General features: G+C 53.4%; 23 protein-coding genes and 2 pseudogenes. 13 read left to right on the forward strand and 12 right to left on the reverse strand.

Annotated features, from left to right (window positions below; all coding sequences use genetic code 11):
* Nucleotide 1 precedes the first annotated feature (1 nt).
* Genes EBB_RS20710 through EBB_RS20725 form a run of 4 tightly spaced genes read left to right on the forward strand, consistent with a single transcriptional unit; the run spans nt 2 to nt 5,011 of the window.
* Complete coding sequence (locus EBB_RS20710) at nt 2-1,222, forward strand: isochorismate synthase (protein WP_223146891.1); 1,221 nt, start codon at nt 2-4, stop codon at nt 1,220-1,222.
* Nucleotides 1,219-2,856, forward strand: a complete 1,638-nt coding sequence (locus EBB_RS20715; protein WP_192395613.1) for a (2,3-dihydroxybenzoyl)adenylate synthase — start codon at nt 1,219-1,221, stop codon at nt 2,854-2,856. Before EBB_RS20710 ends, EBB_RS20715 begins: the two co-directional genes overlap by 4 nt.
* Entirely contained in the window at nt 2,853-3,731 is an 879-nt protein-coding gene (locus tag EBB_RS20720; protein WP_192395614.1) for an isochorismatase family protein, read from the forward strand. Before EBB_RS20715 ends, EBB_RS20720 begins: the two co-directional genes overlap by 4 nt.
* Nucleotides 3,728-5,011, forward strand: a complete 1,284-nt coding sequence (locus EBB_RS20725) for a condensation domain-containing protein (RefSeq protein WP_192395615.1) — start codon at nt 3,728-3,730, stop codon at nt 5,009-5,011. The genes EBB_RS20720 and EBB_RS20725 overlap by 4 nt, the downstream gene beginning before the upstream one ends.
* 61 nt (nt 5,012-5,072) lie before the next feature.
* Here EBB_RS20725 and EBB_RS26120 read toward each other — a convergent pair whose 3' ends face one another.
* The 5 genes from EBB_RS26120 to EBB_RS20740 all read right to left on the reverse strand — a co-directional run bounded on the left by EBB_RS26120 (nt 5,073) and on the right by EBB_RS20740 (nt 8,270).
* Entirely contained in the window at nt 5,073-5,348 is a 276-nt protein-coding gene (locus EBB_RS26120; protein WP_225587648.1) for an XdhC family protein, read from the reverse strand.
* A gap of 24 nt (nt 5,349-5,372) precedes the next feature.
* A complete protein-coding gene (locus tag EBB_RS26125) occupies nt 5,373-5,504 on the reverse strand; it encodes an XdhC family protein (protein ID WP_225587649.1) in 132 nt (43 codons plus the stop codon).
* Nucleotides 5,505-5,547: 43 nt separating this feature from the next.
* Nucleotides 5,548-6,315: a molybdopterin cofactor-binding domain-containing protein gene (locus EBB_RS26130; protein ID WP_225587651.1), complete on the reverse strand. Its 768-nt coding sequence runs from the start codon at nt 6,313-6,315 to the stop codon at nt 5,548-5,550.
* Nucleotides 6,316-6,393: 78 nt separating this feature from the next.
* On the reverse strand, nt 6,394-7,800 hold the full coding sequence (locus EBB_RS26135; RefSeq protein ID WP_225587653.1) for a xanthine dehydrogenase family protein molybdopterin-binding subunit: 1,407 nt from the start codon (nt 7,798-7,800) through the stop codon (nt 6,394-6,396).
* Nucleotides 7,797-8,270 carry a (2Fe-2S)-binding protein gene (locus EBB_RS20740; RefSeq protein ID WP_192395616.1) on the reverse strand — a complete coding sequence of 158 codons (474 nt, stop codon included), beginning with the start codon at nt 8,268-8,270 and terminating at the stop codon, nt 7,797-7,799. Before EBB_RS20740 ends, EBB_RS26135 begins: the two co-directional genes overlap by 4 nt.
* A 486-nt stretch (nt 8,271-8,756) precedes the next feature.
* Here EBB_RS20740 and smbP point away from each other — a divergent pair, with 486 nt between their 5' ends.
* The 4 genes and pseudogenes from smbP to EBB_RS26150 all read left to right on the forward strand — a co-directional run.
* The gene (gene smbP, locus EBB_RS20745) at nt 8,757-9,092 is read left to right on the forward strand and encodes a small metal-binding protein SmbP (RefSeq protein WP_192395617.1); all 336 of its coding nucleotides are present in this window, start codon (nt 8,757-8,759) and stop codon (nt 9,090-9,092) included.
* A gap of 136 nt (nt 9,093-9,228) precedes the next feature.
* A complete protein-coding gene (locus tag EBB_RS26140) occupies nt 9,229-9,369 on the forward strand; it encodes a hypothetical protein (RefSeq protein WP_225587655.1) in 141 nt (46 codons plus the stop codon).
* A gap of 169 nt (nt 9,370-9,538) precedes the next feature.
* Nucleotides 9,539-9,676, forward strand: coding sequence for a hypothetical protein (locus EBB_RS26145; RefSeq protein WP_225587657.1), 138 nt, complete (start codon nt 9,539-9,541; stop codon nt 9,674-9,676).
* A gap of 12 nt (nt 9,677-9,688) precedes the next feature.
* Nucleotides 9,689-10,009: pseudogene (locus EBB_RS26150) on the forward strand (hypothetical protein); the annotation flags it as partial.
* 117 nt (nt 10,010-10,126) lie between these two features.
* Here EBB_RS26150 and EBB_RS20760 read toward each other — a convergent pair.
* Nucleotides 10,127-10,927, reverse strand: coding sequence for a phytanoyl-CoA dioxygenase family protein (locus EBB_RS20760; protein WP_192395618.1), 801 nt, complete (start codon nt 10,925-10,927; stop codon nt 10,127-10,129).
* 732 nt (nt 10,928-11,659) lie between these two features.
* On the opposite strand from EBB_RS20760, the gene EBB_RS26535 reads away from it, so the two are divergent.
* The 4 genes and pseudogenes from EBB_RS26535 to EBB_RS20775 all read left to right on the forward strand — a co-directional run bounded on the left by EBB_RS26535 (nt 11,660) and on the right by EBB_RS20775 (nt 14,498).
* Nucleotides 11,660-11,845, forward strand: coding sequence for a hypothetical protein (locus tag EBB_RS26535; protein ID WP_306790030.1), 186 nt, complete (start codon nt 11,660-11,662; stop codon nt 11,843-11,845).
* Nucleotides 11,846-12,003: 158 nt separating this feature from the next.
* On the forward strand, nt 12,004-12,207 hold the full coding sequence (locus tag EBB_RS26540) for a hypothetical protein (protein ID WP_306790031.1): 204 nt from the start codon (nt 12,004-12,006) through the stop codon (nt 12,205-12,207).
* Nucleotides 12,208-12,285: 78 nt separating this feature from the next.
* Nucleotides 12,286-13,020 carry a hypothetical protein gene (locus EBB_RS20770; RefSeq protein ID WP_192395619.1) on the forward strand — a complete coding sequence of 245 codons (735 nt, stop codon included), beginning with the start codon at nt 12,286-12,288 and terminating at the stop codon, nt 13,018-13,020.
* A 206-nt stretch (nt 13,021-13,226) separates the two neighbouring features.
* Nucleotides 13,227-14,498 (forward strand): annotated as a pseudogene (locus EBB_RS20775) (IS256 family transposase).
* A 272-nt stretch (nt 14,499-14,770) separates the two neighbouring features.
* Here the strand turns inward: EBB_RS20775 and EBB_RS20780 are convergent.
* On the reverse strand, nt 14,771-16,117 hold the full coding sequence (locus EBB_RS20780; protein WP_225587194.1) for an IS5 family transposase: 1,347 nt from the start codon (nt 16,115-16,117) through the stop codon (nt 14,771-14,773).
* A 555-nt stretch (nt 16,118-16,672) separates the two neighbouring features.
* Here EBB_RS20780 and EBB_RS26785 point away from each other — a divergent pair.
* The gene (locus EBB_RS26785; RefSeq protein ID WP_223146892.1) at nt 16,673-16,870 is read left to right on the forward strand and encodes a DUF6316 family protein; all 198 of its coding nucleotides are present in this window, start codon (nt 16,673-16,675) and stop codon (nt 16,868-16,870) included.
* A gap of 7 nt (nt 16,871-16,877) precedes the next feature.
* Here the strand turns inward: EBB_RS26785 and EBB_RS20785 are convergent, their stop codons facing one another.
* From EBB_RS20785 to ribA, 5 genes are read right to left on the reverse strand one after another with little or no spacing between them, the layout of a single operon-like run.
* Nucleotides 16,878-17,972: a glycosyltransferase family 4 protein gene (locus tag EBB_RS20785; RefSeq protein ID WP_192395620.1), complete on the reverse strand. Its 1,095-nt coding sequence runs from the start codon at nt 17,970-17,972 to the stop codon at nt 16,878-16,880.
* A gap of 12 nt (nt 17,973-17,984) precedes the next feature.
* On the reverse strand, nt 17,985-18,362 hold the full coding sequence (locus EBB_RS20790; RefSeq protein WP_192395621.1) for a 6-pyruvoyl trahydropterin synthase family protein: 378 nt from the start codon (nt 18,360-18,362) through the stop codon (nt 17,985-17,987).
* 27 nt (nt 18,363-18,389) lie between these two features.
* Entirely contained in the window at nt 18,390-19,430 is a 1,041-nt protein-coding gene (locus EBB_RS20795; RefSeq protein WP_192395622.1) for a zinc-dependent alcohol dehydrogenase, read from the reverse strand.
* Nucleotides 19,427-20,143 carry a RibD family protein gene (locus EBB_RS20800; protein WP_192395623.1) on the reverse strand — a complete coding sequence of 239 codons (717 nt, stop codon included), beginning with the start codon at nt 20,141-20,143 and terminating at the stop codon, nt 19,427-19,429. The genes EBB_RS20795 and EBB_RS20800 overlap by 4 nt, the downstream gene beginning before the upstream one ends.
* Nucleotides 20,121-20,768 (reverse strand): GTP cyclohydrolase II, encoded by a 648-nt coding sequence (ribA, locus tag EBB_RS20805; RefSeq protein ID WP_192395624.1) that lies wholly within the window; start codon nt 20,766-20,768, stop codon nt 20,121-20,123. Before ribA ends, EBB_RS20800 begins: the two co-directional genes overlap by 23 nt.
* Nucleotides 20,769-20,993 lie beyond the last annotated feature (225 nt).

The following is a 20,993-nucleotide window of genomic DNA, read 5'->3' on the forward strand; positions in this document are numbered from 1 at the left end:
TATGTATACCGACACGAGTCAGTTATTTTCCGTAAACGCCACCACCGAGCGGATGGGCGACGAGCAGCCCACGGCAATTGAGCTGCTGCATCGCTATGGCGCCGGCTCCAGTTTTTTCTTGGGCTCTCCCGAGCGTACCCTACTTGGTAGCGGCATCCGGGCTCGGTTAACCCGCCATCCCGGAGAGCCGACGGCCGCCGCTCTGCAACGCTTGTTCGCCGATGTCAGGCAAAACGAGCATAGCCCGGCTATTGCAGTGGGTGCCCTGCCGTTTGCTCCAGAAGCCGATCCGGTATTGTTTATTCCCCAGCAAATGGCAACGGCGGACCGCCTCACGCGCCACGCAATAGCCAGGACGAAAGCGACCATACGCAGTTCTGTAACTCAAGAGCGGCCAACACCGGCGGTCTACGCCCAACAGGTGCAACAAGCGTTGGACTTGATACGGCAATCGGCCTTAAAAAAAATCGTGCTGTCCCGAATGCTGGAAGTGGTGGGTGAGAGCGATGTCGATCAGGCCGGCGTGTTACGCAATCTGGCGGCGCGCAATGCAGCCGGTTACACCTTTGCCGTCGATTTGCCCACTGTATCGGGAGGTGTCCGCCGCTTGATAGGTGCCAGTCCTGAGTTATTGTTGCGGCGCAAAGGCACACAGGTATTGGCCAATCCAATTGCCGGTACCGAACCGCGCAGCAGCGACCCTGGCGAGGATCTGGCGCGGTCCCGCCGGTTGTTGCACTCCGCCAAGGACCGCCACGAACACGCGCTAGTGGTGACTGCCGTAGCGGAAACCTTGCGGCCCTATTGCCACAACCTAGAGGTGCCGCCGGTTCCGGAGTTGATTGCGACGCCTCGCGTCTGGCATCTTTCCACTCGGATCCGCGGAGAATTAAACCACTATGCCCCCAGCTCCTTTGACTTGGCCCTAGCCTTGCACCCGACACCGGCCGTATGCGGCGAACCACGCGATCTGGCTCGCCATGCCATTGAGCAATTGGAAGACTTTGATCGCGGCCTATTCACCGGCCTGGTGGGCTGGTGCGACGCCAACGGCGACGGTGAATGGGCCGTCACGATACGTTGCGCGGAAATCGAAGCCAATCGCGCCAAGCTATTCGCCGGCGCCGGCATCGTCGCGGATTCCGAACCGTGGCGGGAAGTAGCCGAAACCTCGGCCAAATTTCGCACCTTGCTGGACGCTCTGCAGGGGGACGGCGTATGACGGCATCCGATTTCACGCCGTGGCCGGACGAGCTGGTCAAGTCCTATCGCGAACAGGGTTGGTGGCAAAACCAAACCTTGGGCGCTTTGTTACGCGAATCGGCGCAGCGCTACGGTGAACGTATTGCGTTGGTCTGCGGCACGCGGCGCTGGTCGTACCGCGAGCTCGACGAACGGGCCGATCAGCTAGCGACCGGGTTTGCGCAATTGGGTTTGCGCACCGGCGAACGCTTAGTGGTGCAATTGCCGAACATCGCCGAGTTTTTTGCGGTGTGTTTTGGCTGTTATCGCCTCGGTCTGATTCCGGTGCTGGCGCTGCCGGGGCATCGTCGCGCCGAAATCGCCGCGTTCTGCCAGCTGGCCGAAGCCGCCGCCTACGTGATACCGGATCGCCACGACGGATACGATTACCGCTTGCTGGCCCGAGAAACGCGGGCATTGGCGCCGTGTTTGCGCCACGTGATCGTGGTCGGCGCGGCGGAAGAATTCGTGCCTTTGCAAAGCCTTTATGCGAAACCTCTGGCGCTGCCGGACCAGGATCCAGCAGCGGTAGCGCTGTTACAACTTTCCGGCGGCAGTACCGGAACGCCCAAGCTGATTCCGCGCACGCACGACGATTATCTTTACAGTGTCAGGACCAGTGTGAATATTTGCGGTTTCGACGCCGCTACCGTGTATCTGGCGGCTTTGCCTGTCGCACACAACTTTCCGTTAAGTTCGCCCGGCACGCTGGGCACCTTATATTCCGGTGGCCGCATCGTATTGTTGACTCGACCAGAGCCGGACGCAGCTTTTATGCTAATCGCCGCCGAAGCGGTCAGCCATTTAGCATTGGTGCCATCGCTGCTTTTGGCGTGGCTGGAGCGCGCTACAAGTCTGCGTCCGCCGCTTGGCAGTCTGCGTCTGGTCCAGGTGGGCGGCGCCAGTCTGGCAGCGGAAGTCGCCGCCCGCATTGGACCGGTGTTCGGTTGCGCACTGCAGCAGGTATTTGGCATGGCCGAGGGTTTGGTCACTTACACTCGGCTGGACGACGATCCCGATGCCGTTCTGGAAACCCAGGGCCGGCCTATGTCGCCCGGCGACGAGATCCGCATAGTCGACGACGAGGACCGAGTTCTAGCCGACGGCGAGACCGGCCATCTGCTGACCCGCGGTCCCTATACCATTCGAGGCTATTGGCGCGCCGACGAGCATAACCGCAAGGCATTTACCGTGGACGGCTTTTATCGTACCGGCGATTTGGTCAGGCGTCGCGCCGATGGCAGTTTACAGGTGATGGGCCGAACCAAAGATCAAATCAACCGCGCGGGCGAAAAGATTGCCGCCGCAGAAGTGGAGCAGCATTTGCTCAGCCATCCGCGCGTACGCAACGCGGCGCTGGTGGCTATACCGGACGAACGCCTGGGCGAACGCAGTTGCGCCTTCGTCGAATTGGCCGAGCCGGACTCGGACGAAGCGCCGGCGCGAATCGCGCTAGGGCTGAAATTGCACTTGCGCGATCACTGCGGACTGGCTGCGCATAAAATTCCCGACCGAATCGAATTCATCGACCGCTTACCGCTTACCGCGCCAGGCAAAATTGCGAAACCGCAGCTGCGGGCGCTGGCGCTTAACCTGACACGAACACCGACATGAGCATACCCCGCATCCCGCAATACGACCTTCCCGAACAACTACCCACCGGAACAGCGAACTGGCGCTTGGACCCGCGCCGTGCCGTATTACTCGTGCACGACATGCAACAGTATTTTCTGGATTTTTTCGAACCATCCCAGCCGCCGATCCCAGCGCTGCTGCGCAACTGCACCGAACTGATCGCCGCCTGCCGCTCTGCCGGCATGCCGGTTATGTACACGGCGCAACGCGGCGGACAGGCGCCGACCGAGCGCGGGCTGCTCAACGATTTTTGGGGGCCTGGCTTAGCGAACGATCCGGCGCAGGAACGTATTGTCGATGCTGTCGCACCCAATCCGGAAGACAGCGTGTTCCCGAAAGCGCGCTACAGCGCTTTCAAGCGCAGCGACCTGGAGGCGCACCTGCGCGCGCTGGGGCGCGATCAGCTGGTGATTTGCGGCGTCTATGCCCATATTGGCTGTCTGATGACGGCGGCGGAAGCCTTCATGCTGGACATCCAAGCCTTTTTGGTTGGCGATGCGCTGGCCGATTTTTCACGCGAGGAGCACGAACAAGCCTTGCGCTATGCCGCTGGACGCTGTGCATGCGTTCTCAGCAGTCGCGATGCAATGGCCGCTTTGGAATCGCTTAGTCCCAGCCTGGACGCATTACGTCGCGAAATTGCGGAAGCGATGGCAATCAACCCGGCTCTATTGGGCGATGACGACGATCTATTGCTGATGGGCTTGGATTCGCTGGCGCTGATGACATTGATGCAGCGTTGGCGCCAACGCGGATTCGCTGCCGAGTTCGCAGAGTTGGCGCCGTTGCCGACACTGAGAGCCTGGCACGCTTTGTGGCAGGACTCCGCATCCGCGAAGGCAGACAGACGATGATACGCGATCAGCCCGGCCTGCCCTTAACCCAAGCACAGACAGGTGTCCTGCTTGGCCAACAACTCGCCGGCGAAGCCAGCGTCTTTTATGCCGCCGAATACACCGAACTAGACGGCCCACTCGATTACGAATTGTTTACACAGGCCCTGCAGGCTACGTTGCGCGAAGCTGACGCGCTACAGGTCCGCATCGTCGAGATGGACGGGGCCTATCGGCAGCAGCGCATCGAGCATCGCCCGCCGACTTTGGCGGCAGCGCCCGCCGAACAGCTTAGCCAGACGGCATTCATGGCCGAACTGTTCCGGCAACTACAACAAGCGTTCAATCCCGCCGCCGGCTATCTTTATGAGCATAAGCTCTATCGCCGAGGGGCTGAGCGCCACGTCTGGCTACATCGCGCGCACCACCTGCTGCTGGACGGCTACGGCTTCCAGCTCATTGCACGGCGAGTTGCCGTTTACTACGAGGCGCTGCTATCCGGCAAGCCTTTGGCAGCGGCAGCTTTTGGCACCCTGGACGCCATTTTGGAAGTCGATCAGGCCTATCAGAATTCGTTTGATCGTGAGGATGACCGCCGTTATTGGCTCGCCGAACTAGCCGGGTTGCAACCCAAGTCCCTGTCACCCCATCCCACGCCCGGAATCGGCCGCGGCCGCCGATTCAGCGGGGCCTTGCCGGATGCGGTGTGCCTGAGCCTTAAGCGCCGTGCACTGGAGCTGGAATTGAGTTGGCCGGAGTTATTGATTGCCGCTTTTGCCGGCTATTTGGCGCGATACGGTTACGGTCGCGACACGGTACTCGGCCTGACTACGATGCTGCGCGCGTCGGGGGCGGTTGCCCGCACTCCGTGCAGCGCCATGAACGTCATGCCCTTGCCGTTCCGGCAGGTCGAGGAACTGGATCTAGCCAATGCGGCTCGCCGCCTGCGCCGGGATTTAGCCCGACATAGACCACATCAACGTTACCGTTTCGAGCATTTGGAATTCGATCTGAAAGATGCCGGTTATCCGCGCGGCCTGCTCGGCACCGAGATCAATGTCATGCCGTTCGAGCCACCGTCCCGTTTCGGACCCTGCCGAGCCCTCACTCATACCTTGGCGGCAGGGCCGGTGGAAGATCTGGCTGCGGTGTTCATGGCCCGAGGCGATGCTATTGTCCTTGATCTGGATGGGCGCGAGGAAAATTACGACGAGTCAACGTTACGCAGACATTGGCTCGGCATAACCGACTTTCTGGCGCAAGCGTTGGAGTCCTGCCAGTCGCCAGATCCGAGCACATAACCCAAAAAATCAGTCATCTTTGGGGTTATGCTTCGGCCTCCCCCAATGAACTAGGTCTTAACTATTCGATTGCCTGGCTGCAAGCCCTCTGCGCATGAGTGCCAGCCATGAAAGACAGCGGGATATTCTCCCAGACGTTAAAATAACCATTGCAGCAATAGCTTAACCGCACCGTTACAACCAAGCTCCAGATCGCATCGACTCCAGAACGCATATCGTAAAACAGGGTTTTGACTGTGCCGGTTTCGAACACCGCAGCGGCGTGTTCTACCAAATCCCGCTCGAAACAACCGCCGCCCAGCAAACCGATTAATTCGCCGGTTGTGGTGATCAGCATCCGCGCATTCGCCGGTTGTGGTGATCAGCATCCGCGCACCGGCTTTTTTTGGTAGGTCGAGCCGAAGGTTTCGATGATGGTCGCCAGCACCCAGTCTTCTCCGTCGCCTTGCAATTGCCGGTAAGTTTCTAGCAGATGATTGATGTTATGGGCCATGATTTACTCGCTTGTGGGTGTCTCGGCGATTGTACTAACCATATCAACTCCAGCTCAAATCGGTACGCAATAACGGCAATTGCCGGGCCCGCACACCGGTAGCGGCGAATATTGCATTGCACACCGCCGGCGCCAAGGGCGGCAGCGCCGGCTCACCCAGACCGGTGACCGGATAGTCGGTTTTCAGAAAATGCACGTCCACCCGGGTAGGCGCATCGGCGATACGGATCATCGGATAATCCCCAAAATTGCTTTGCACGATCCGGCCTTTTTCGATATTCAATTCCTGAAACATCAACGCGCCCAAACCATCGATGACCGAGCCCTGCACTTGATTTTCCGCGCCGCTGAGATTGACGATTTGCGCGCCAATGTCGGTAGCCACCACTACTCTATCGACCTTGAGCTTGCCCTCCTTGGACACAGTCACTTCAGCGACCTGGGCAATGTACCCCAGATGGCTGAAATGAAAAGCGATGCCCTGCCCTTGGCCGCGCGGGAAAGTTTTCTTGCCCCAGTCGGCTTTTTCCGCGACGTGCAGCAATACATGCTTCATCCGGTTCACATCGTAAGGAATGCCTTGCTGGCCGGTGCCGGGAATAAAACCCTTGTCGCCCAAGATCTCCAAACGAAACGCCAGCGGGTCGCGGCCGGCGGCATGCGCCAGTTCGTCGATGAAGCTATGAAACACCCAGGCCAACACATTACTGCGCGGCGCCCGCCACGGCCCCATTGGGATGTTGCACTCCAGCGGCGTTTGCTCCAGCAAGCAGTTTTCCACCCAGCGGCCGGGAAATTCGTCGCCGGACAAATTGGCGCCGCTGCCCAGTTCCAGGATTTCCTTGCCGTCCTTGACGACTTTATGGGCAAAGGTGACAAAATGGTTATGCTAGGCAATCAACTTGCCTTGCTCGTCCAGGCCGCCTTTTAAAAAGTGAAAGCCGCCGGCCCGGAATTGGTCGTGTTGCAAATCGTCTTCGCGGGTCCAGGTCAATTTCACCGGTACGCCGATTTGCTTGGCAATCGCCGCGGACTCGGCGATGTAATCCGGGATTAGACGCCTACCAAAACCGCCGCCGCTGCGGGTGATATGCAGCGTAATTTTCTCTTTAGGAATGCCTAAGGTGTCGGTGACGATCTTCTGCCCGGCTTCCGGGTTTTGCGTCGGCGCCCAAATCTCGATGCCGCCGTCTTTAAACCAGGCCGTGCAATTTTGCGGCTCGATACTGGCGTGGGAGATAAACGGATAGCTATAGGCCGCTTCCACGGTTTTGTCCGCATCTTCCAATGCTTGCTTGGCGTTGCCATCGTTACGCAACACCTCGCTGCCGGCCTGTTCGGATAATTCCTTGGCCTTGGCGCTAAAACCGGCCCAGCTTTGCGCGGCCGCCGGACCTTCGTCCCAAACCACCTCCAGCTGCTTGCGGGCCGTGAACGCCGCCCAGGTGGAATCGGCGACTATCGCCACGCCCGGCAACAAGCCTTTCAAGCTGGTGCCGCCCTCGACGATAAACACGTGTTTTACACCGGGCAGCGTCTTAATTTTATCCAGATTAGCGCTGACGACTTTGCCGCCGAAGGCAGGACATTTTTGATAAGTGGCATACAACATACTGGGCAATTGCACGTCAATGCCGAACAAAGGCTTGCCGGTGACGACACCGGGATTATCGACCCCGCCAATCCGCGTACCCAGTAATTTATAGTCTTTGGGTTCTTTGAGCTTCACCGATTCAGGTGCCGGCACCGGTATCGTCACCGCCTTTTCCACCAATTGCCCATAATTCAGCTGCTTACCACTAGGTGGATGGTGCACGACACTGTCTTTTGCAATTAGTTCGGCGGCAGGCACCCGCAGGATTTCCGCCGCCGCCAGGATCAGCATGGTTCTGGCCGTGGCGCCGAGCTTATGGAACTCCTGGTAATTGGTCGGTGTAGAACGTGAGCCACCGGCACTTTGGCTACCGTAAATCGGGTCCAGGTCGCCTTGCACGATTTGCACGTCCAGCCAGTTAACCTCCAACTCCTCGGCGATCACCATCGGTAGCGAGGTTTTGATGCCTTGGCCTATCTCCGGCTGTTTGCTGATCAAGGTCACCTTGCCGGTCGGTGCGATGTGGATAAAGGCATTGGGTTTAAACAGATTGCTTTCCGATATAGCAGACGGTTTAGCGACACGCTTGGCGGCGCTATCGGCCACATTCAGATAAAAACCCAGCACCAAGCCGCCGCCGGCCAGCGTGGACTTGCGCAAAAAATCGCGGCGGCTGGCATTTTCCAACGGGTATTCGTTCATATCGACTCCTTGACAGCCAGTTCAGCAGCGCGGTGTATGCCCGCGCGTATCCTTAAATAAGTCCCGCATCGGCACAGATTACCGGCCAATTCGGCATCGATCTCGGCGTCGGTCGGGCGGGGATTTTTTTTCAACAGCGCAGCGGCGGTCATAATCTGCCCGGCCTGGCAATAACCGCATTGCGGCACATCCAACGCCTGCCAAACTTTCTGCAGGGGGTGCTCGCCAGTTGGATGCAAACCTTCTATGGTGGTGACTCGGCTTTGGCCGACTTTGGCAATCGGCGTCAGACAAGCTCGGGTCGGCTGACCGTCGATATGCACGGTACAGGCGCCGCACTGCCCAATCCCGCAGCCGAATTTAGTACCGACCAGATTGAGATGATCGCGCAGCACCCACAACAAGGGCGTGTCGGGATTAACATCCACGGTTTTTTGCGTACCGTTGACGTTGACTGTGTATTTGCTCATAAGAATTGATGATTGGATGGTTGTAATTATCTGGCGCGCATTCGCAGCAACCCACAGTTAAGCAAAATTCGCACCTATATAGGATTGGCATACACCTTACACACAAAGGCCATGTAAACAATTGAATACCAAGCCATTTATTAGCAAACTCGAGTCTTGAGAAGAACACAATTCGCTTATTACAATCGGGCTTACCCCCTCACCAGTCAGAAAATAGCTGATATATCAACACCAAGTCAGCAGCTTTTGCTGACAGGCAAACACATAAGCCATCTATAAATCATCATTTTTTCTTTGCAAACAACAAGTTGAAAACTGGCATATAAATTGAGTAAGTAATTAGGCGATACAGCAGATATTGGATTATCTCGTATTGTTAAAACCGCTAAACTCCTAAGTTTATTCAGACTTAAAATCCTCAATAAACCATTAAATATTATTCGGTTTTAAATAGTAAATTAACTAACCATTTCCCAGTGGGATATTATGAAAACTACTGTAGCGCTATTTGCCAGTGCATTGTTAATTGCCAGCAGCGGCGTATTTGCCGAAGAACATGCTGCCGAATCGTTAAAACATGCCGAGCATGCGGTAATCCATGGCAAAGCCGGCCATGCGGATCAATTGGTGGAACATGCGGAAAAAGCGCTGGCTCACGTCGATAAAGCGGAAAGCGCCGCCACCGAGGAAGCCAAAGCACACATCAGCGCAGGTAAAAAATCACTGGAAGAAACCATTGCGCATGGCAAACAAAACCATGCCGAAGTGGCCACCAAACATGCTGAAGAAGCCGTAGGTCACTTCAAGGCAGGTAATGTTTAAACTACCGTAACGCAATATAAAACGGACAAAACGCAGCTAATCGGTTATTCCGGATAAATCCCGGAATAACCGATTATTGATATTCAATATTTCAAAAATATTACTTACATTTCTTTGTAAAAAAGGACTATTTAAAATGGCAAGAATTACCAATTTTCTGGTTGGCGATTCCTTGAACGGCGAAGGCAATGAAGCCGTCGCCAGTTTTCCAAATGCTCAGGAAGTGATTGCCGCAAAGAAGGACGCCAAACATCCTTTCGCAGCCAATAATGTATAAGGCGGGTAATGACGGCGATCAGCGGTTTTCTGAGGTTAGCAATACCCAGGCTCCGGTTATCCCTAGCCAAGTCGCCAGCGAACGTTACATGCCTGTAATTCAACCAAGCTAGGGTGCAAGCGTACTGAATGTCTATCGCGTAATCCTCGGCATCACCCTGGTTTTAGGGATGCCGTGCACCCAAGCAAACCCCGGACCGGAGGCCGCTACGGAACAGGTAAGCGTCAGCCTGATTGCCTCGCATGCTGCCGTGCATCCTGGCGATGAGATCTTGATTGGCGTGCACCAGCAGATTAATCCGCATTAGCACACTTACTGGAAAAATCCTGGCGACTCGGGCCTGCCAACCAAAATTCAATACGATCTACCAGCCGGCTGGTCGGTGGGAGAGATCCAATGGCCTGCGCCCAGCAAAATTGTGCTGGGGCCGGTCGTCAATTACGGCTATCACGATGCGGTCACCCTACTCTCGCCGCTGCGGGTAGCCGAGGTGCCGATGGACGATCCGCTACGGGTGGTGCAGACCGATAAATTTGTGCTGCCGAATCACGGTTTCATGGCGCAAAAACCATTCTGGTGTTTTATCGAAGGCGCTTTGAGTCTTGCCGTTAGCCATGATGCGGAGTTGGCGCGAAACTGACTGGCGTGAAGGGAGTCAGCCGCAAATATCTCGTCAAGGATATACACGCGGCCAAACACATATCGCCACGAGATCGAAAGCAAGAAGCCAATTGGGCTCTAGCAGACCAAAGATATTTCAACCAAGACCTTCCGCGATTTGCCCTGCCCGTCGATACCAGTCGTTATTAGCCAATTGCGCCATCTCTGCTTGATCAGGCAATACGGCTTTGTTTAGAAACTGTGCCGTAAATGGATGGTAGTTGCCGACACATATATCAAAAGCCAGTCGCGCCGAATTGCTTTGGTAATGGCCGCGATGCAACATTTGCGCATCGAACAATAACGCATCGCCCGGCTGCAAATCGATCAGCACGCTTCCTGGCAAATCTTCGTGTTTTCCATGACCATTCAATTCAAAGCGCACTTCGCGTTCCAGATGATTGTCCCAGCGGCGATGGCTGCCGGGTACTACGGCCATGCCGCACTCGGGTAACAGCGGCACCCGCAGATGCAGTGCCAACAATTTGCCTTGCTCGCTTTGCTGCGCCTCGTCCGTGACCGTGCTGTATTGCAGATCCCGGTGCCAGTAAGGCAATTGCTCGCGGTCCAGCGGATTGAAAAACAATTGGCTATTATGAAAATACAGTTTGTCGCCGAATAAACCCGTCAGCCAACCGGTTATCGCTGGCTGGGTGATCCAAGCAAATAAAGCCAGACGTTCCGCGGCCTGTTCCTTGAAGTACCGGCTATCGGTCAGGCTGTGCATGTTCAACAGGCGATTGTCGCGGATTAACGCGCCATTTTCCGCCGCCCATTGCCGATGTATTCGTTCGACCATGGACCGTAATTCCGCCATTGCTTCCCGGCAAAATAACTGCCTGGCGATTACATAGCCTTGAGTTTGGTAGGTATCGAGATCGGGTAAATTGTTGGTCATGCGCGGCAATAGCCCTGGTCAAAGCCTACAGTATGAGGCTTAGGCCGGCTATGTGCCAACGCCCCTACTATTTTGGTCTGGCATCTCCGGGATACCAAAATTGGCTGTGACATTGCTCGCAGGCTTGAAATATACCCAGCGGCACCGCCGAAGTCTTTGGCGGCAACCCGCCGGGCTACAGGGACATCCACAAAGTGCTCGGCGGTAAGGCCCAAGCCTCGGTTCACACCGCTGCGTGCCTCGTCGGCACCTCCGCGGGATTGGGATGCACCGACGCACCACTCGGCGGCAACCACGAGGGGGTTTTGCGTGCCGACCGGACACTTGGTAACCGGCCCGCATGAATTCGACGGGAAACTATACGATTGGCGTGCGAAAGGATTAGCCCGGCAATCCGGATGGTTTGACTGGCAAGGATATTTCCGAGTTGGCGCGCTGGGTTCTTAGGATCTGAATGCGCGGCATGTCCGCAACTGAGCTGGCGACATCGACTAGACAGTTCAGGTACAAATCGGGCATCGATTCCGATACGATTCAACCAGTAAAAAGTGTCGGTCTTTGAGAGTAGCGAATTGTCACAACCGACCCGTTGCGGACAGCTCCCGATTTCTGGTGAACGACTAATTTAGCCCTTACAGTAGCCTATTGATCCCGGCAGTTTGTTCACAATTTTAAGGTGGCTGTAGGGCGGATAAGCGCAGCGTCATCCGCCAAATCGGTTAAACTCTTTTCATGCCAAACTATCGACGCAATCGCATTCCCGGCGGCACCTATTTTTTCACCGTTAACCTACTCGAACGCAAATCGACGCTGTTGATCGAGCATATTGCCGCGTTGCGGGAAGCTGTGCGAACGGTTCGGGAGAAGCAGCCATTTTATGTGCCCTATGGGTATCGATGCCTGGGTAGTTTTGCCTGATCATATGCATGCGATTTGGACACTACCGGCCGGTGACGATCTGTATTCCAACCGATGGCGGGCGATAAAAAAACCTTTTCGAAAGCAATCCCTAAAACCGAATATCGTTCAGCAACCAGAATAAAGCGCCATGAGCGTGGCATACGGCAACGTCGTTTTTGGGAGCAACCATTATCAATGATGCCGACTATGCAGCACATATGGATAATATTCATCATAATCCGGTCAAGCATGGTTGGGCGACAGCGGTTAAAGTTTGGCCGTATTCAAGTTTTCACCGCTTGGTCAAGATGGATGTTTATCTTTTAAATTGGGTAGGCTTAAATTTGGCATCATTCGAAGTCGGCGAACCGGATAATTGACGCATTATCGGCGGATGACGCTTTGCTTATCCGCCCTACGGCCCTTGTTCGATGTAATTTACGGTTGCAGGTAAATATATGAAATTTATTATTTGGCTAATAACGGTCTTACTTGCCCCTGTAGGCTGGACGGCGATTAATAATACCTCATTAAGAGGGGTTGCCTGGATTGCGTTATTTATGCCTTTATTGTTAGGAGTATTTCTCTTAAACAATCAAGAAGAAAAGTCAAAAAAATTCCTCTGGGCGTTTGTATTTTTATTAGGCTTAGAAGCTTCTTTTCTACTTGTATATAGTTATATATTTGCTGGCATTTCATTGTTTTTTGTTGTTGTTAAAATATTAATCAATGACATTGATAACAAATCGATCAACAAATCAAGCGTCCCTCCTGTAAATGCATTGTTAATTTCAATACTTGCATTTTTTACTTTATGGGGAATGGGAAACTACATGGGGATTTGTTTTAAAGAGCTTCGTTATATTTCGGATGAACAAAAAATCAGAATCGCGGTCGCGGATTTTCTTAAAAACAGAAAAAATAATTTGACAAATCATGATGCTAAATCTGGCGAATTTTATAAGGATGTTGATGATTTTCTTAGAATCAATAAGAATTGTTGCAGCGTTTCTGGGTCAGCTTTTTTTGGGGATGAATGGCTTGAATGGGCGAATCGGCTATGCGGAAATTTATCAGACTATGTTTATGTCTCTGAGCCTAATATGTACAAAGATAAACCTATGATTCCAGACAATAGTATTTATATTATTGCAGTTACAAATTGCGGAAATACCCGAAAACCTTCTAGCTGAAGGATGTTCGTTGAATAGATTTTTTAATTTTAAATGGAAATAAAATATGAGCATTTTTACAACTGCAGAAAAGCAAGTAACCTCGATGGAATCGACGATTCGAAGAGTTATAACTAAATCTGGAGTACAGCCGGACTTGAAGAAAGGTGGCGCCCTCTGCTGAAATGAGATTGTCGAGATCGAATACCAGCAAAATGAGAGACGCCATGAGTAAAGATAATGCAAAAGAGTGGGATAGCGCTAGTGCGCTCAACGACCCTTTGACAGATTTGTTGAAGATGGGCGCTAAGGCCTTGATCCAACAGGCCGTTAAGGCGGAGTTACAAGCGTTTCTGGGCGAATATGCCAAGGTGACCGATTTACGGGGCCGACAAACGGTGGTGCGTAATGGCTATTTGCCGGAGCGGGAAATCGTGACGGGTGTGGGTAACGTGACGGTCAAAATCCCCAAGGTTCGAGATCGTTCTGGCGGCGGGGTCAAGTTCAACTCGTCGCTAGTGCCGCCGTATGTTCGCAAGGCCAAGCGGGTGGAAGCGGCATTGCCCTGGCTGTATTTGCGCGGTATATCGACGGGTGACATGCAGGACGCCTTGTCGGTCCTGCTGGGCACAGAGGCGAAAGGCTTGTCGCCAGCGGTGGTCAGTCGTTTGAAAGCGCAATGGGCCGAGGATTATCAAGCCTAGCATCGGCGGGATTTGTCGAATCAGCGCTATGTGTATGTGTGGGCCGACGGTATTTATTCGACCCTGCGCGGCGAAGATGACCGCTTGTGTCTGTTGGTGATCATTGGTGTCAATGAGCACGGTGAAAAGCGGCTTTTGGCGCTCTCGGATGGCTATCGAGAATCCAAGGCATCCTGGCTGAGCGTGTTGCAAGATTTGCAGACTCGCGGTTTACAGGACGCGCCGAAACTGGCCACCGGCGATGGGGCTCTGGGTTTCTGGGCGGCGGTGAATGAAACCTGGCCGCAGACACGGACGCAACGCTGCTGGGTGCATAAAACGGCGAATGTGCTGGCTGCATTACCGGATTCGATTCAGGCTAAAGCCAAGGCTGGCTTGAAAAATATCTGGCTGGCAGAAACCAAAGACCATGCCAGCAAAGCCTTTGACAGCTTCCGGCGTGACTTTGAGGCCAAATACCCCAAAGCGGTCAATATTCTGGAAAAAGACCGTGAATCGTTACTGGCGTTTTACGATTTTCCCGCTGAACACTGGGTACACATCCGCACCACCAATCCGATCGAATCGAGCTTTGCGACCATTCGCCATCGGACAACGCGGACCAAGAACTGCGTGTCACGGCATTCGCTGCTAGGCCTAGTGTTCCAGTTGGCACTGACCGCCGAAAAAAGTTGGCGCAAGATACGCGGATTTAAACAACTACCGGATGTGATCAACGGCATTCGATTTCAGGATGGCATTGCTGTCATTACTGAGTCGGATAAAGCCGCAGAAAATCAGCAGATCGCCGCCTGATTCAATTTGCCTATACACCAGATTTGACTATTTCTCCGATTCGAAGGCCAACACCCTTACAATTTGCCGAAGTTAGTCTTGTGACGGATGGCCGACACCTTCGATTTCGCTAACGCTGCATCAAGGCTACGCAAGACCTGCCCCAATCGTGCAATCTCAAACCGCCTCAGGCGGCTATCCATTCCACTGCGGTCATTGAAGCCGAAGTGCGATGGTCAGCAAACTCTACCTCGTCGTCCCTGAAAAAGCCGATATTTTCCGAACACCAGCATTCAGGCCGACAATAAAAACGGCGCGCTCAATGGCCGCGCCAAAATCCGACATGGCGGTCTCCAAAAATGAGGCAAAAAAATCCTCAACTGCCTGAGGATCATACGGATATTGTGACCAGCACCGCATAAGATGGCATGCATGGCATCGCCCAGTTCGCCTTTCAGGTAATTGCGGCCCAGCAATCCGTCGTTTTTGAGGTGCCCGATGACGGGTTCGATGGCATTGCGGCGTTTGAGGGCGCGTTTGAGTCGCCGGGTGTTTATTCCTCTCTTTTGCCGGGCTTTGTAAATGGTCACGTTCGGGACCTCGACACCACGGTATCCTAAATCCACAAAAGCTTCTTTTGCGCGTGTACCGCTTAGAATCTCCGCCTGTTCCAGACACGATTCCAGGGTGTGTCCATCGTAGGGATTACCGGAAAAGCTGCGGGCGCCGAGCACAAAATTACTTTTGTTGGTGACGGTGATGCCCACTTTGACGCCGAATTCATACTTCTTGTGGACTTTGCCTTTGGAAATGCATTCGACTTCCGTGGCGTGGAAACTGTACAGCTTGTTTTTATCCTGGGGTTGTTGGTTCAAAATCCGTTGGGTTTTCTCTAGCGTCTCTTTAAAAGCCAATTTGACTGCATCGGATTGATCCGTCAATTGGCGCTCGATATCTCGGTAAACCCGACCCACCAAAGTTTTGAGCTGTTTGAGCATTTTGCGTTTGCGCTTCATTTGCTTGGCATGACTGTACCGGTTCGCCATCATCAGCAAATAGGGGGCTTTGCGGTTGTAGTTCTGCCGTAGTGTAATCTCATGCTGCTCAGCCAGACGTACCATGTGCTGGCGACAGCGTTCATACAATTTTCCATCGGTCGGATACGTGATGGCTTTCTCTTGCACCGTGCTATCAACCGTCACCGATTCAAAATCCTGTTTCTTCACGGTCTTGCTGGCTACGCCAGCCTGGATCGTCACCGATAACATCCACTCGCAACCTTCTTCTCCGATCCGTTTTCGCCAATAGGTCAGTGACGTGGGGTGGCAAGGTATCTGGTGTTGGAAATACTCTTCGCCACAAAAATATTGCCAATAGGGATTTTCAAGCCACTGTGCCACGACCGCTTCGTCCGAGCGTGCAAACGCATGTTTGAGGTAATGAAGCCCGGCAATAAGACGCGTTGGCAACGCCGGAGCGCCTTGGTTCTCGGTAAAAAATTCACCGAACGCATCATCCAGTACTTTCCAATCGATCAAATTTGCCAGTTGGTAAAGCTCATGCTTCGGATTCAACAGGTCGGCCAGTGGTGTGTTGAATAGATCGATTTGGCCGCTACTTTCTTGGGATTTTGGCTTCATTTTCGATAAAAATTTGCAAGAAATTAATATCTATTTTACTAATTTCTTGCAATTATTGCCCGTCTTTTTCTTCAATTATTTATTGTGTTTCAATGCTTTAGCCGTGAATTTGTGGCTTTTCAGGGGCGACTAAATGGATGTTTTTGTTTAACCATACGGAAGGATTCTCGCAAAATCTCAATATGATCCGTCAGTAGTGTTTGGCCTCTATCCGCCAGATTTACCGTAAAAAAGTAAGTGCCACCTTGGACTCGATGGCGGCGGTATTCAGTCATTTATCTTTTTTTTCAGGGTACGTTTGAAGTTAGCGATGGGTTTCGCTGACGCTCTACCCATCCTACGAAGCCCATTGAGTTTAGCCCAAGCTTAGTTCAGCGAGCCATCCCGCTAAATTGTTTACCATACACCAGATCAACAATATCAGTATCTCCAGCAACACTTTTTCTCTAATCCGGCGTAATAAAACCAGGCTTTGCAAGGCTTATAAACATGGCATAAATAGTGATACGACATTATCGGCATCACGCCTGTTTAATTCTTGAGAGTGAGTGGTTTATGTTTCGCACCGAACGATTTTTGTCTGTAGTTAATCCTGGCACAGGCTTACCCGCCTGGTATTTTTTGACTCGGGAAGGCCGTAAAGGGCCTTTTTCCTCTAAAACCAATGCTCAGGTGGCGCTGAACCACTACATCGATAGCTGTGCTCGACAGGGACTTGCTAGCCGGCGCACGCGTTTGTTGGCCAATGGCTGAGCGTTTATCAGTTTTGCCCGGTTACTTGACCCGATAAAAACGCGCGGATTTTGGCGCAACTTGCCTCCCATGTGGAATGGCCAGCGTAGGCTTGCAAGGCGTTGGCGCCCAATCGATCCAGCAGCCGCCGATCATGATGCAGGGAGTGTAATAAATTGGCTAACGCGCCATGATTTTCGGGTTCGATCAAATAGCCGTTTTCCGCTTCGCGAATAATCTCCCAAGCCGCGCCCGCCGTGGTGCCGATCACCGGCAAGCCAAATTGCTGGGCTTCCACATAAACAATGCCGTAGCTTTCGTAAGCGGACGGCATGACTAATAGCTGATGTTGCCGGTATAAATCAGCCAACGCTTCACTTTGCACGGAGCCGAGAAAGGACACTTTTTGGGTCAATCCGGCATCTTGAAGCAGGGTTTTGATATACACGACATAACCCGGCTCCATATCCAGCCGCCCGGCCACGCTGAGCTGATAGTCCTGTGCGGGCAGTTGACCAAGGGCTTTGAGCAGCACATGCAAACCCTTGCGACGGATGACGTTGCCCACCAGCAATATCCTTAACGGTCCTGGCCCCAGCGCGCGGTTTAAGATACCTGCACGATCAACATTTACTTCGGCAAAGTTGTCGCCGGCCGGCACCGCAATACAGTGCGGCGGCAATTCGCCGGTAAGTAGCTGTTGGATTTGGCTTAGCGTGGTCCGGCTGTTGGCGATGATGCCGTCCAGCGATTGCAAATAGCAGCGTTCGACAATCCGGTATAACCAAGCGATGTGCCAAGGTGCTTGGTCCATGCTGGCCAGCAGATGCACCAGGGCGATTATCGGGATGTTAAGTTGTTTGCTAATCCGCCGATTCAAATAAAACACCGCCGGATGCACCATGGCGTCTTGGATCAGAATATCCGGCTTGGCGGCGGCAATTTTCTCCAGTAAATCGCCGGTAATATTTTCCGCCAACAGACGCCGATAACTGCATGGCGGCAGGCTGATGATGCTGACCTGATCGCCCCTACTTCGCAGGTAAGCCACCAACTTGCGGTTATACAAATAACCGCCGCTGACGCTATCCATATCGCCAACGGTCAACAGACCAACATGCACGGGATTTACCGGTTAGAACGCCAAACGGTAAGCCGCCCAGCAGGTGGAATTTTCCCAGAGTTTTACCCGCAATCTGCCGGTGCCGGGCGGATTAATGGCTGCGGCGATTTTTTCGCAGATGATGCGGCTGAAGTGCTCGATGCTGGGATTTAAACCGGCAAATTCCGGTTTATCGTTGAGCATTTGATCGCGGAAGCCGGCGACTACAGCATCCAAAGCCGCTTCGATGGCAACGATGTCCACCAGATAGCCGTGCCGGTCGAGTTGCTCGCCATCGATACGCACTTCGGCCACGTAATGGTGGGCATGCGGCTGGTTTTCGCTGCCCCAGTCGCCGCCGATTAAATAATGGTTGGCGATAAAGTCTCGGCTGACGGCTACGCTGTACATGTGGGCTTTCCTAAATGGATACGGGTTTTAATAAATAAAAACGGCTTGTAAGACTTGTTCCGGCGCTTGATCCAGCAGTTTATAGATGTCGGCGGCTTGATCAATCGGCACTCTGTGGCTAATCAGCGCTTGCGGCTTCACTTGCCGAATCATCTGCCAGGCTTGTTGGAAACGCCTTTCCTTATCCCAGCGCCCAGTTAATTCCGGCGCAATGCTGCTGACTTGGCTGCTGATGAATTTGATTCGATTGCGATGGGCCACCGCACCCAGTTGCACGGGTGCGGATTTGTTACCGTACCAACTGCCGATCACGATACGCCCGGAATAGCTGCATAATTCGATAGCCAGATTCAATGCCTCCGGCGAACCACTGACCTCAAAAATCAAATCGCAGCCGGAATTAGGGGTTACCGACAAATCGACCGGCAAGCGTAAAGCGTCTTTCAATTTCGCTATGTGGCTTTCTGACTTTGGATCGAAAGCGTGATGCACGCCCAGCCATTCAGCGAAATTGCGACGTTTGCCGATTTCATCCAAAGCCAGCAACTGCGCCAACGGAAAACGTGACAGCACGCTGGATAGCAGCAAGCCAACGATGCCCTGCCCTAAAACGACCACCCGTTCCCCCAACGCTGGCCCACCGTCCAGCACCAGATTGACGGCTGTTTCCATGTTGGCTAAAAATACCGCCGCCTCGGCTTCGACATCATCCGGCAACACGATCAATTGATCTGCCACCGCAATAAAATGGCTGGCGTGCGGCTGAAATGAAAACACGCGCTTATTTAGCCAGGCCGCATCGACGCCAACGCCAATTTGTTCGACGCTGCTTACGCAGGCATAACCGTACTGTAAAGGATAAGCGGTTTGCTGCTGCAACACTGTCAATGAAGCATCCAGCGCAATATCTGGTGGCAATTGTCCACGGTAAACCAGCATTTCCGTACCAGCGCTGATTGCCGAGCAAAGACTCTTCACCAGAATTTGCCCAGGCTGCAACGGCGGCAAGCGCTGCTCGCGGATTGCCACCTCTCGGGGCTTGGTAAACCAAAGTTGTTGAACGTTCACGCTAAGGCCGGCTCGAGATAATGCAGATTGCCCCACATGATCAAATCTTGTCCCAGCATCTGCGAATGTAGCGGTCGAATTTGCGGCAATTGGCTTTTGCAGCCTAAATCCAGATTGCCGACGCCCTTATAACCGCCGACCAAAGTCGGCGCGATGGTCAATACCAAGGCATCCGCGAATTGCGCCTTTAAAAAGGCGGTGATGACTTGACTGCCGCCTTCCACCATCAGCGTCCGGATGCCTTTTTCCCAAAGGCGTTGCAGTGCTACCGACAGATCAACACGCCCATATTCATCGCCGGCTAAGGTGATAATTTCGGCGTTTCCGCCGAATGTCCCGTCGGGTTTCAAACAGGTTAACAGCCAGCACTCTTTATCCTTGCGTTGGCAGAGGCGAGCGGTGGGCGGCGTGCGTAACCCGCTATCCAACACGATGGGTTGCGGATTGTGCCCATCCCATTCGCGTACCGTTAATTGCGGGTCATCAGTCAGCACCGTGCCGATACCGACCAGGATGCCGTCATGGAGACTACGGAGTTGGTGGGTTAAACGCCTCGATTCGGAACCGCTCAAACCCAAGGTTTCGCCGGCGCGCGTGGTAATGCTGCCATCCCAACTTTGCGCATAACTTAGCGTGACAAACGGCCGCTCCGCTGATTCGGAAAACGCTGTTTGGGCAGTCAGCCAGCGCTCAATCTGCTGGTTCACAATCATGTGCGGTTACCCTAATAGCGGCAGGTTTAACCTGCAATAGATGATCCATCCGCCGAACTTTGGTCAGCAAATAGCCTTGATTGTCGGCATTTACAGAAGCTTCCAAAGGAACACGAGCTTTGACAAGGATGCCTTCGCTTTCCAAAGCTTGAATCTTTAACGGATTGTTGGTCATCAGGCGTATAGAATTGACGCCCAGCTCGTCCAGAATGCGGGCCGCCAAGGAGTAATCTCGTTCATCGGCACCGTGGCCCAGCAACAAATTGGCGTCCACCGTGTCATAACCTTGGTCTTGCAGATTGTAGGCGCGCATCTTTTGCAACAGGCCAATGCCGCGGCCTTCCTGGCGCAGATAGACTAAAACACCGGTGCCTTGGCTGGCGATCAACTGCAAGGAGCGGTCCAGTTGTTCGCCGCAGTCGCAACGTCTGGAGCCCAGCACGTCACCGGTAAAACATTCGGAGTGGATACGTACCATTACGTTTTCTGCGTCCGTGACGTTGCCCATCACAAAAGCCAGATGTTCTTTGTTATCCAGGGTATTGCTGTAATAGCAGAGTTGAAAGTCGCCGTACGCCGTCGGGATACGGGTGCTGGCGAGTCGGGAAACGGTCGGTTTGGACATGGTGTTTGATGAATGCTTAATTTCTTTCATAGATCAATTTATGTGCCAGCTAACAAGTCGTTGTTTGGCATAGTGTTTAGTTGATTCGCCGCCACTACATTGCTGCTTGACGTACAGCCATTGTTGACCTGCTGTTGCTTTAACAACTATTAGGCAGCACAAGCCATGCATTGTGGCGGTTCTAAGCCTTTAAATTTCTGAAAAACCACTTGATCAGGGAATGTC

The sequence above is a fragment of the Methylomonas fluvii genome (assembly GCF_014850975.1).
Taxonomy (GTDB): domain Bacteria; phylum Pseudomonadota; class Gammaproteobacteria; order Methylococcales; family Methylomonadaceae; genus Methylomonas; species Methylomonas fluvii.

Bases quoted from the DNA above. Each gene is read 5' to 3' on its own strand.
- EBB_RS20710 (WP_223146891.1), top strand. From the start codon at position 2: ATGTATACCGACACGAGTCAGTTATTTTCCGTAAACGCCACCACCGAG.
- EBB_RS20715 (WP_192395613.1), top strand. From the start codon at position 1,219: ATGACGGCATCCGATTTCACGCCGTGGCCGGACGAGCTGGTCAAGTCC.
- EBB_RS20720 (WP_192395614.1), top strand. From the start codon at position 2,853: ATGAGCATACCCCGCATCCCGCAATACGACCTTCCCGAACAACTACCC.
- EBB_RS20725 (WP_192395615.1), top strand. From the start codon at position 3,728: ATGATACGCGATCAGCCCGGCCTGCCCTTAACCCAAGCACAGACAGGT.
- EBB_RS26120 (WP_225587648.1), bottom strand. From the start codon at position 5,348: ATGCTGATCACCACAACCGGCGAATTAATCGGTTTGCTGGGCGGCGGT.
- EBB_RS26125 (WP_225587649.1), bottom strand. From the start codon at position 5,504: ATGGCCCATAACATCAATCATCTGCTAGAAACTTACCGGCAATTGCAA.
- EBB_RS26135 (WP_225587653.1), bottom strand. From the start codon at position 7,800: ATGAACGAATACCCGTTGGAAAATGCCAGCCGCCGCGATTTTTTGCGC.
- EBB_RS20740 (WP_192395616.1), bottom strand. From the start codon at position 8,270: ATGAGCAAATACACAGTCAACGTCAACGGTACGCAAAAAACCGTGGAT.
- smbP (WP_192395617.1), top strand. From the start codon at position 8,757: ATGAAAACTACTGTAGCGCTATTTGCCAGTGCATTGTTAATTGCCAGC.
- EBB_RS26140 (WP_225587655.1), top strand. From the start codon at position 9,229: ATGGCAAGAATTACCAATTTTCTGGTTGGCGATTCCTTGAACGGCGAA.
- EBB_RS26145 (WP_225587657.1), top strand. From the start codon at position 9,539: ATGCCGTGCACCCAAGCAAACCCCGGACCGGAGGCCGCTACGGAACAG.
- EBB_RS20760 (WP_192395618.1), bottom strand. From the start codon at position 10,927: ATGACCAACAATTTACCCGATCTCGATACCTACCAAACTCAAGGCTAT.
- EBB_RS26535 (WP_306790030.1), top strand. From the start codon at position 11,660: ATGCCAAACTATCGACGCAATCGCATTCCCGGCGGCACCTATTTTTTC.
- EBB_RS20770 (WP_192395619.1), top strand. From the start codon at position 12,286: ATGAAATTTATTATTTGGCTAATAACGGTCTTACTTGCCCCTGTAGGC.
- EBB_RS20780 (WP_225587194.1), bottom strand. From the start codon at position 16,117: ATGAAGCCAAAATCCCAAGAAAGTAGCGGCCAAATCGATCTATTCAAC.
- EBB_RS26785 (WP_223146892.1), top strand. From the start codon at position 16,673: ATGTTTCGCACCGAACGATTTTTGTCTGTAGTTAATCCTGGCACAGGC.
- EBB_RS20790 (WP_192395621.1), bottom strand. From the start codon at position 18,362: ATGTACAGCGTAGCCGTCAGCCGAGACTTTATCGCCAACCATTATTTA.
- EBB_RS20800 (WP_192395623.1), bottom strand. From the start codon at position 20,143: ATGATTGTGAACCAGCAGATTGAGCGCTGGCTGACTGCCCAAACAGCG.
- ribA (WP_192395624.1), bottom strand. From the start codon at position 20,768: ATGTCCAAACCGACCGTTTCCCGACTCGCCAGCACCCGTATCCCGACG.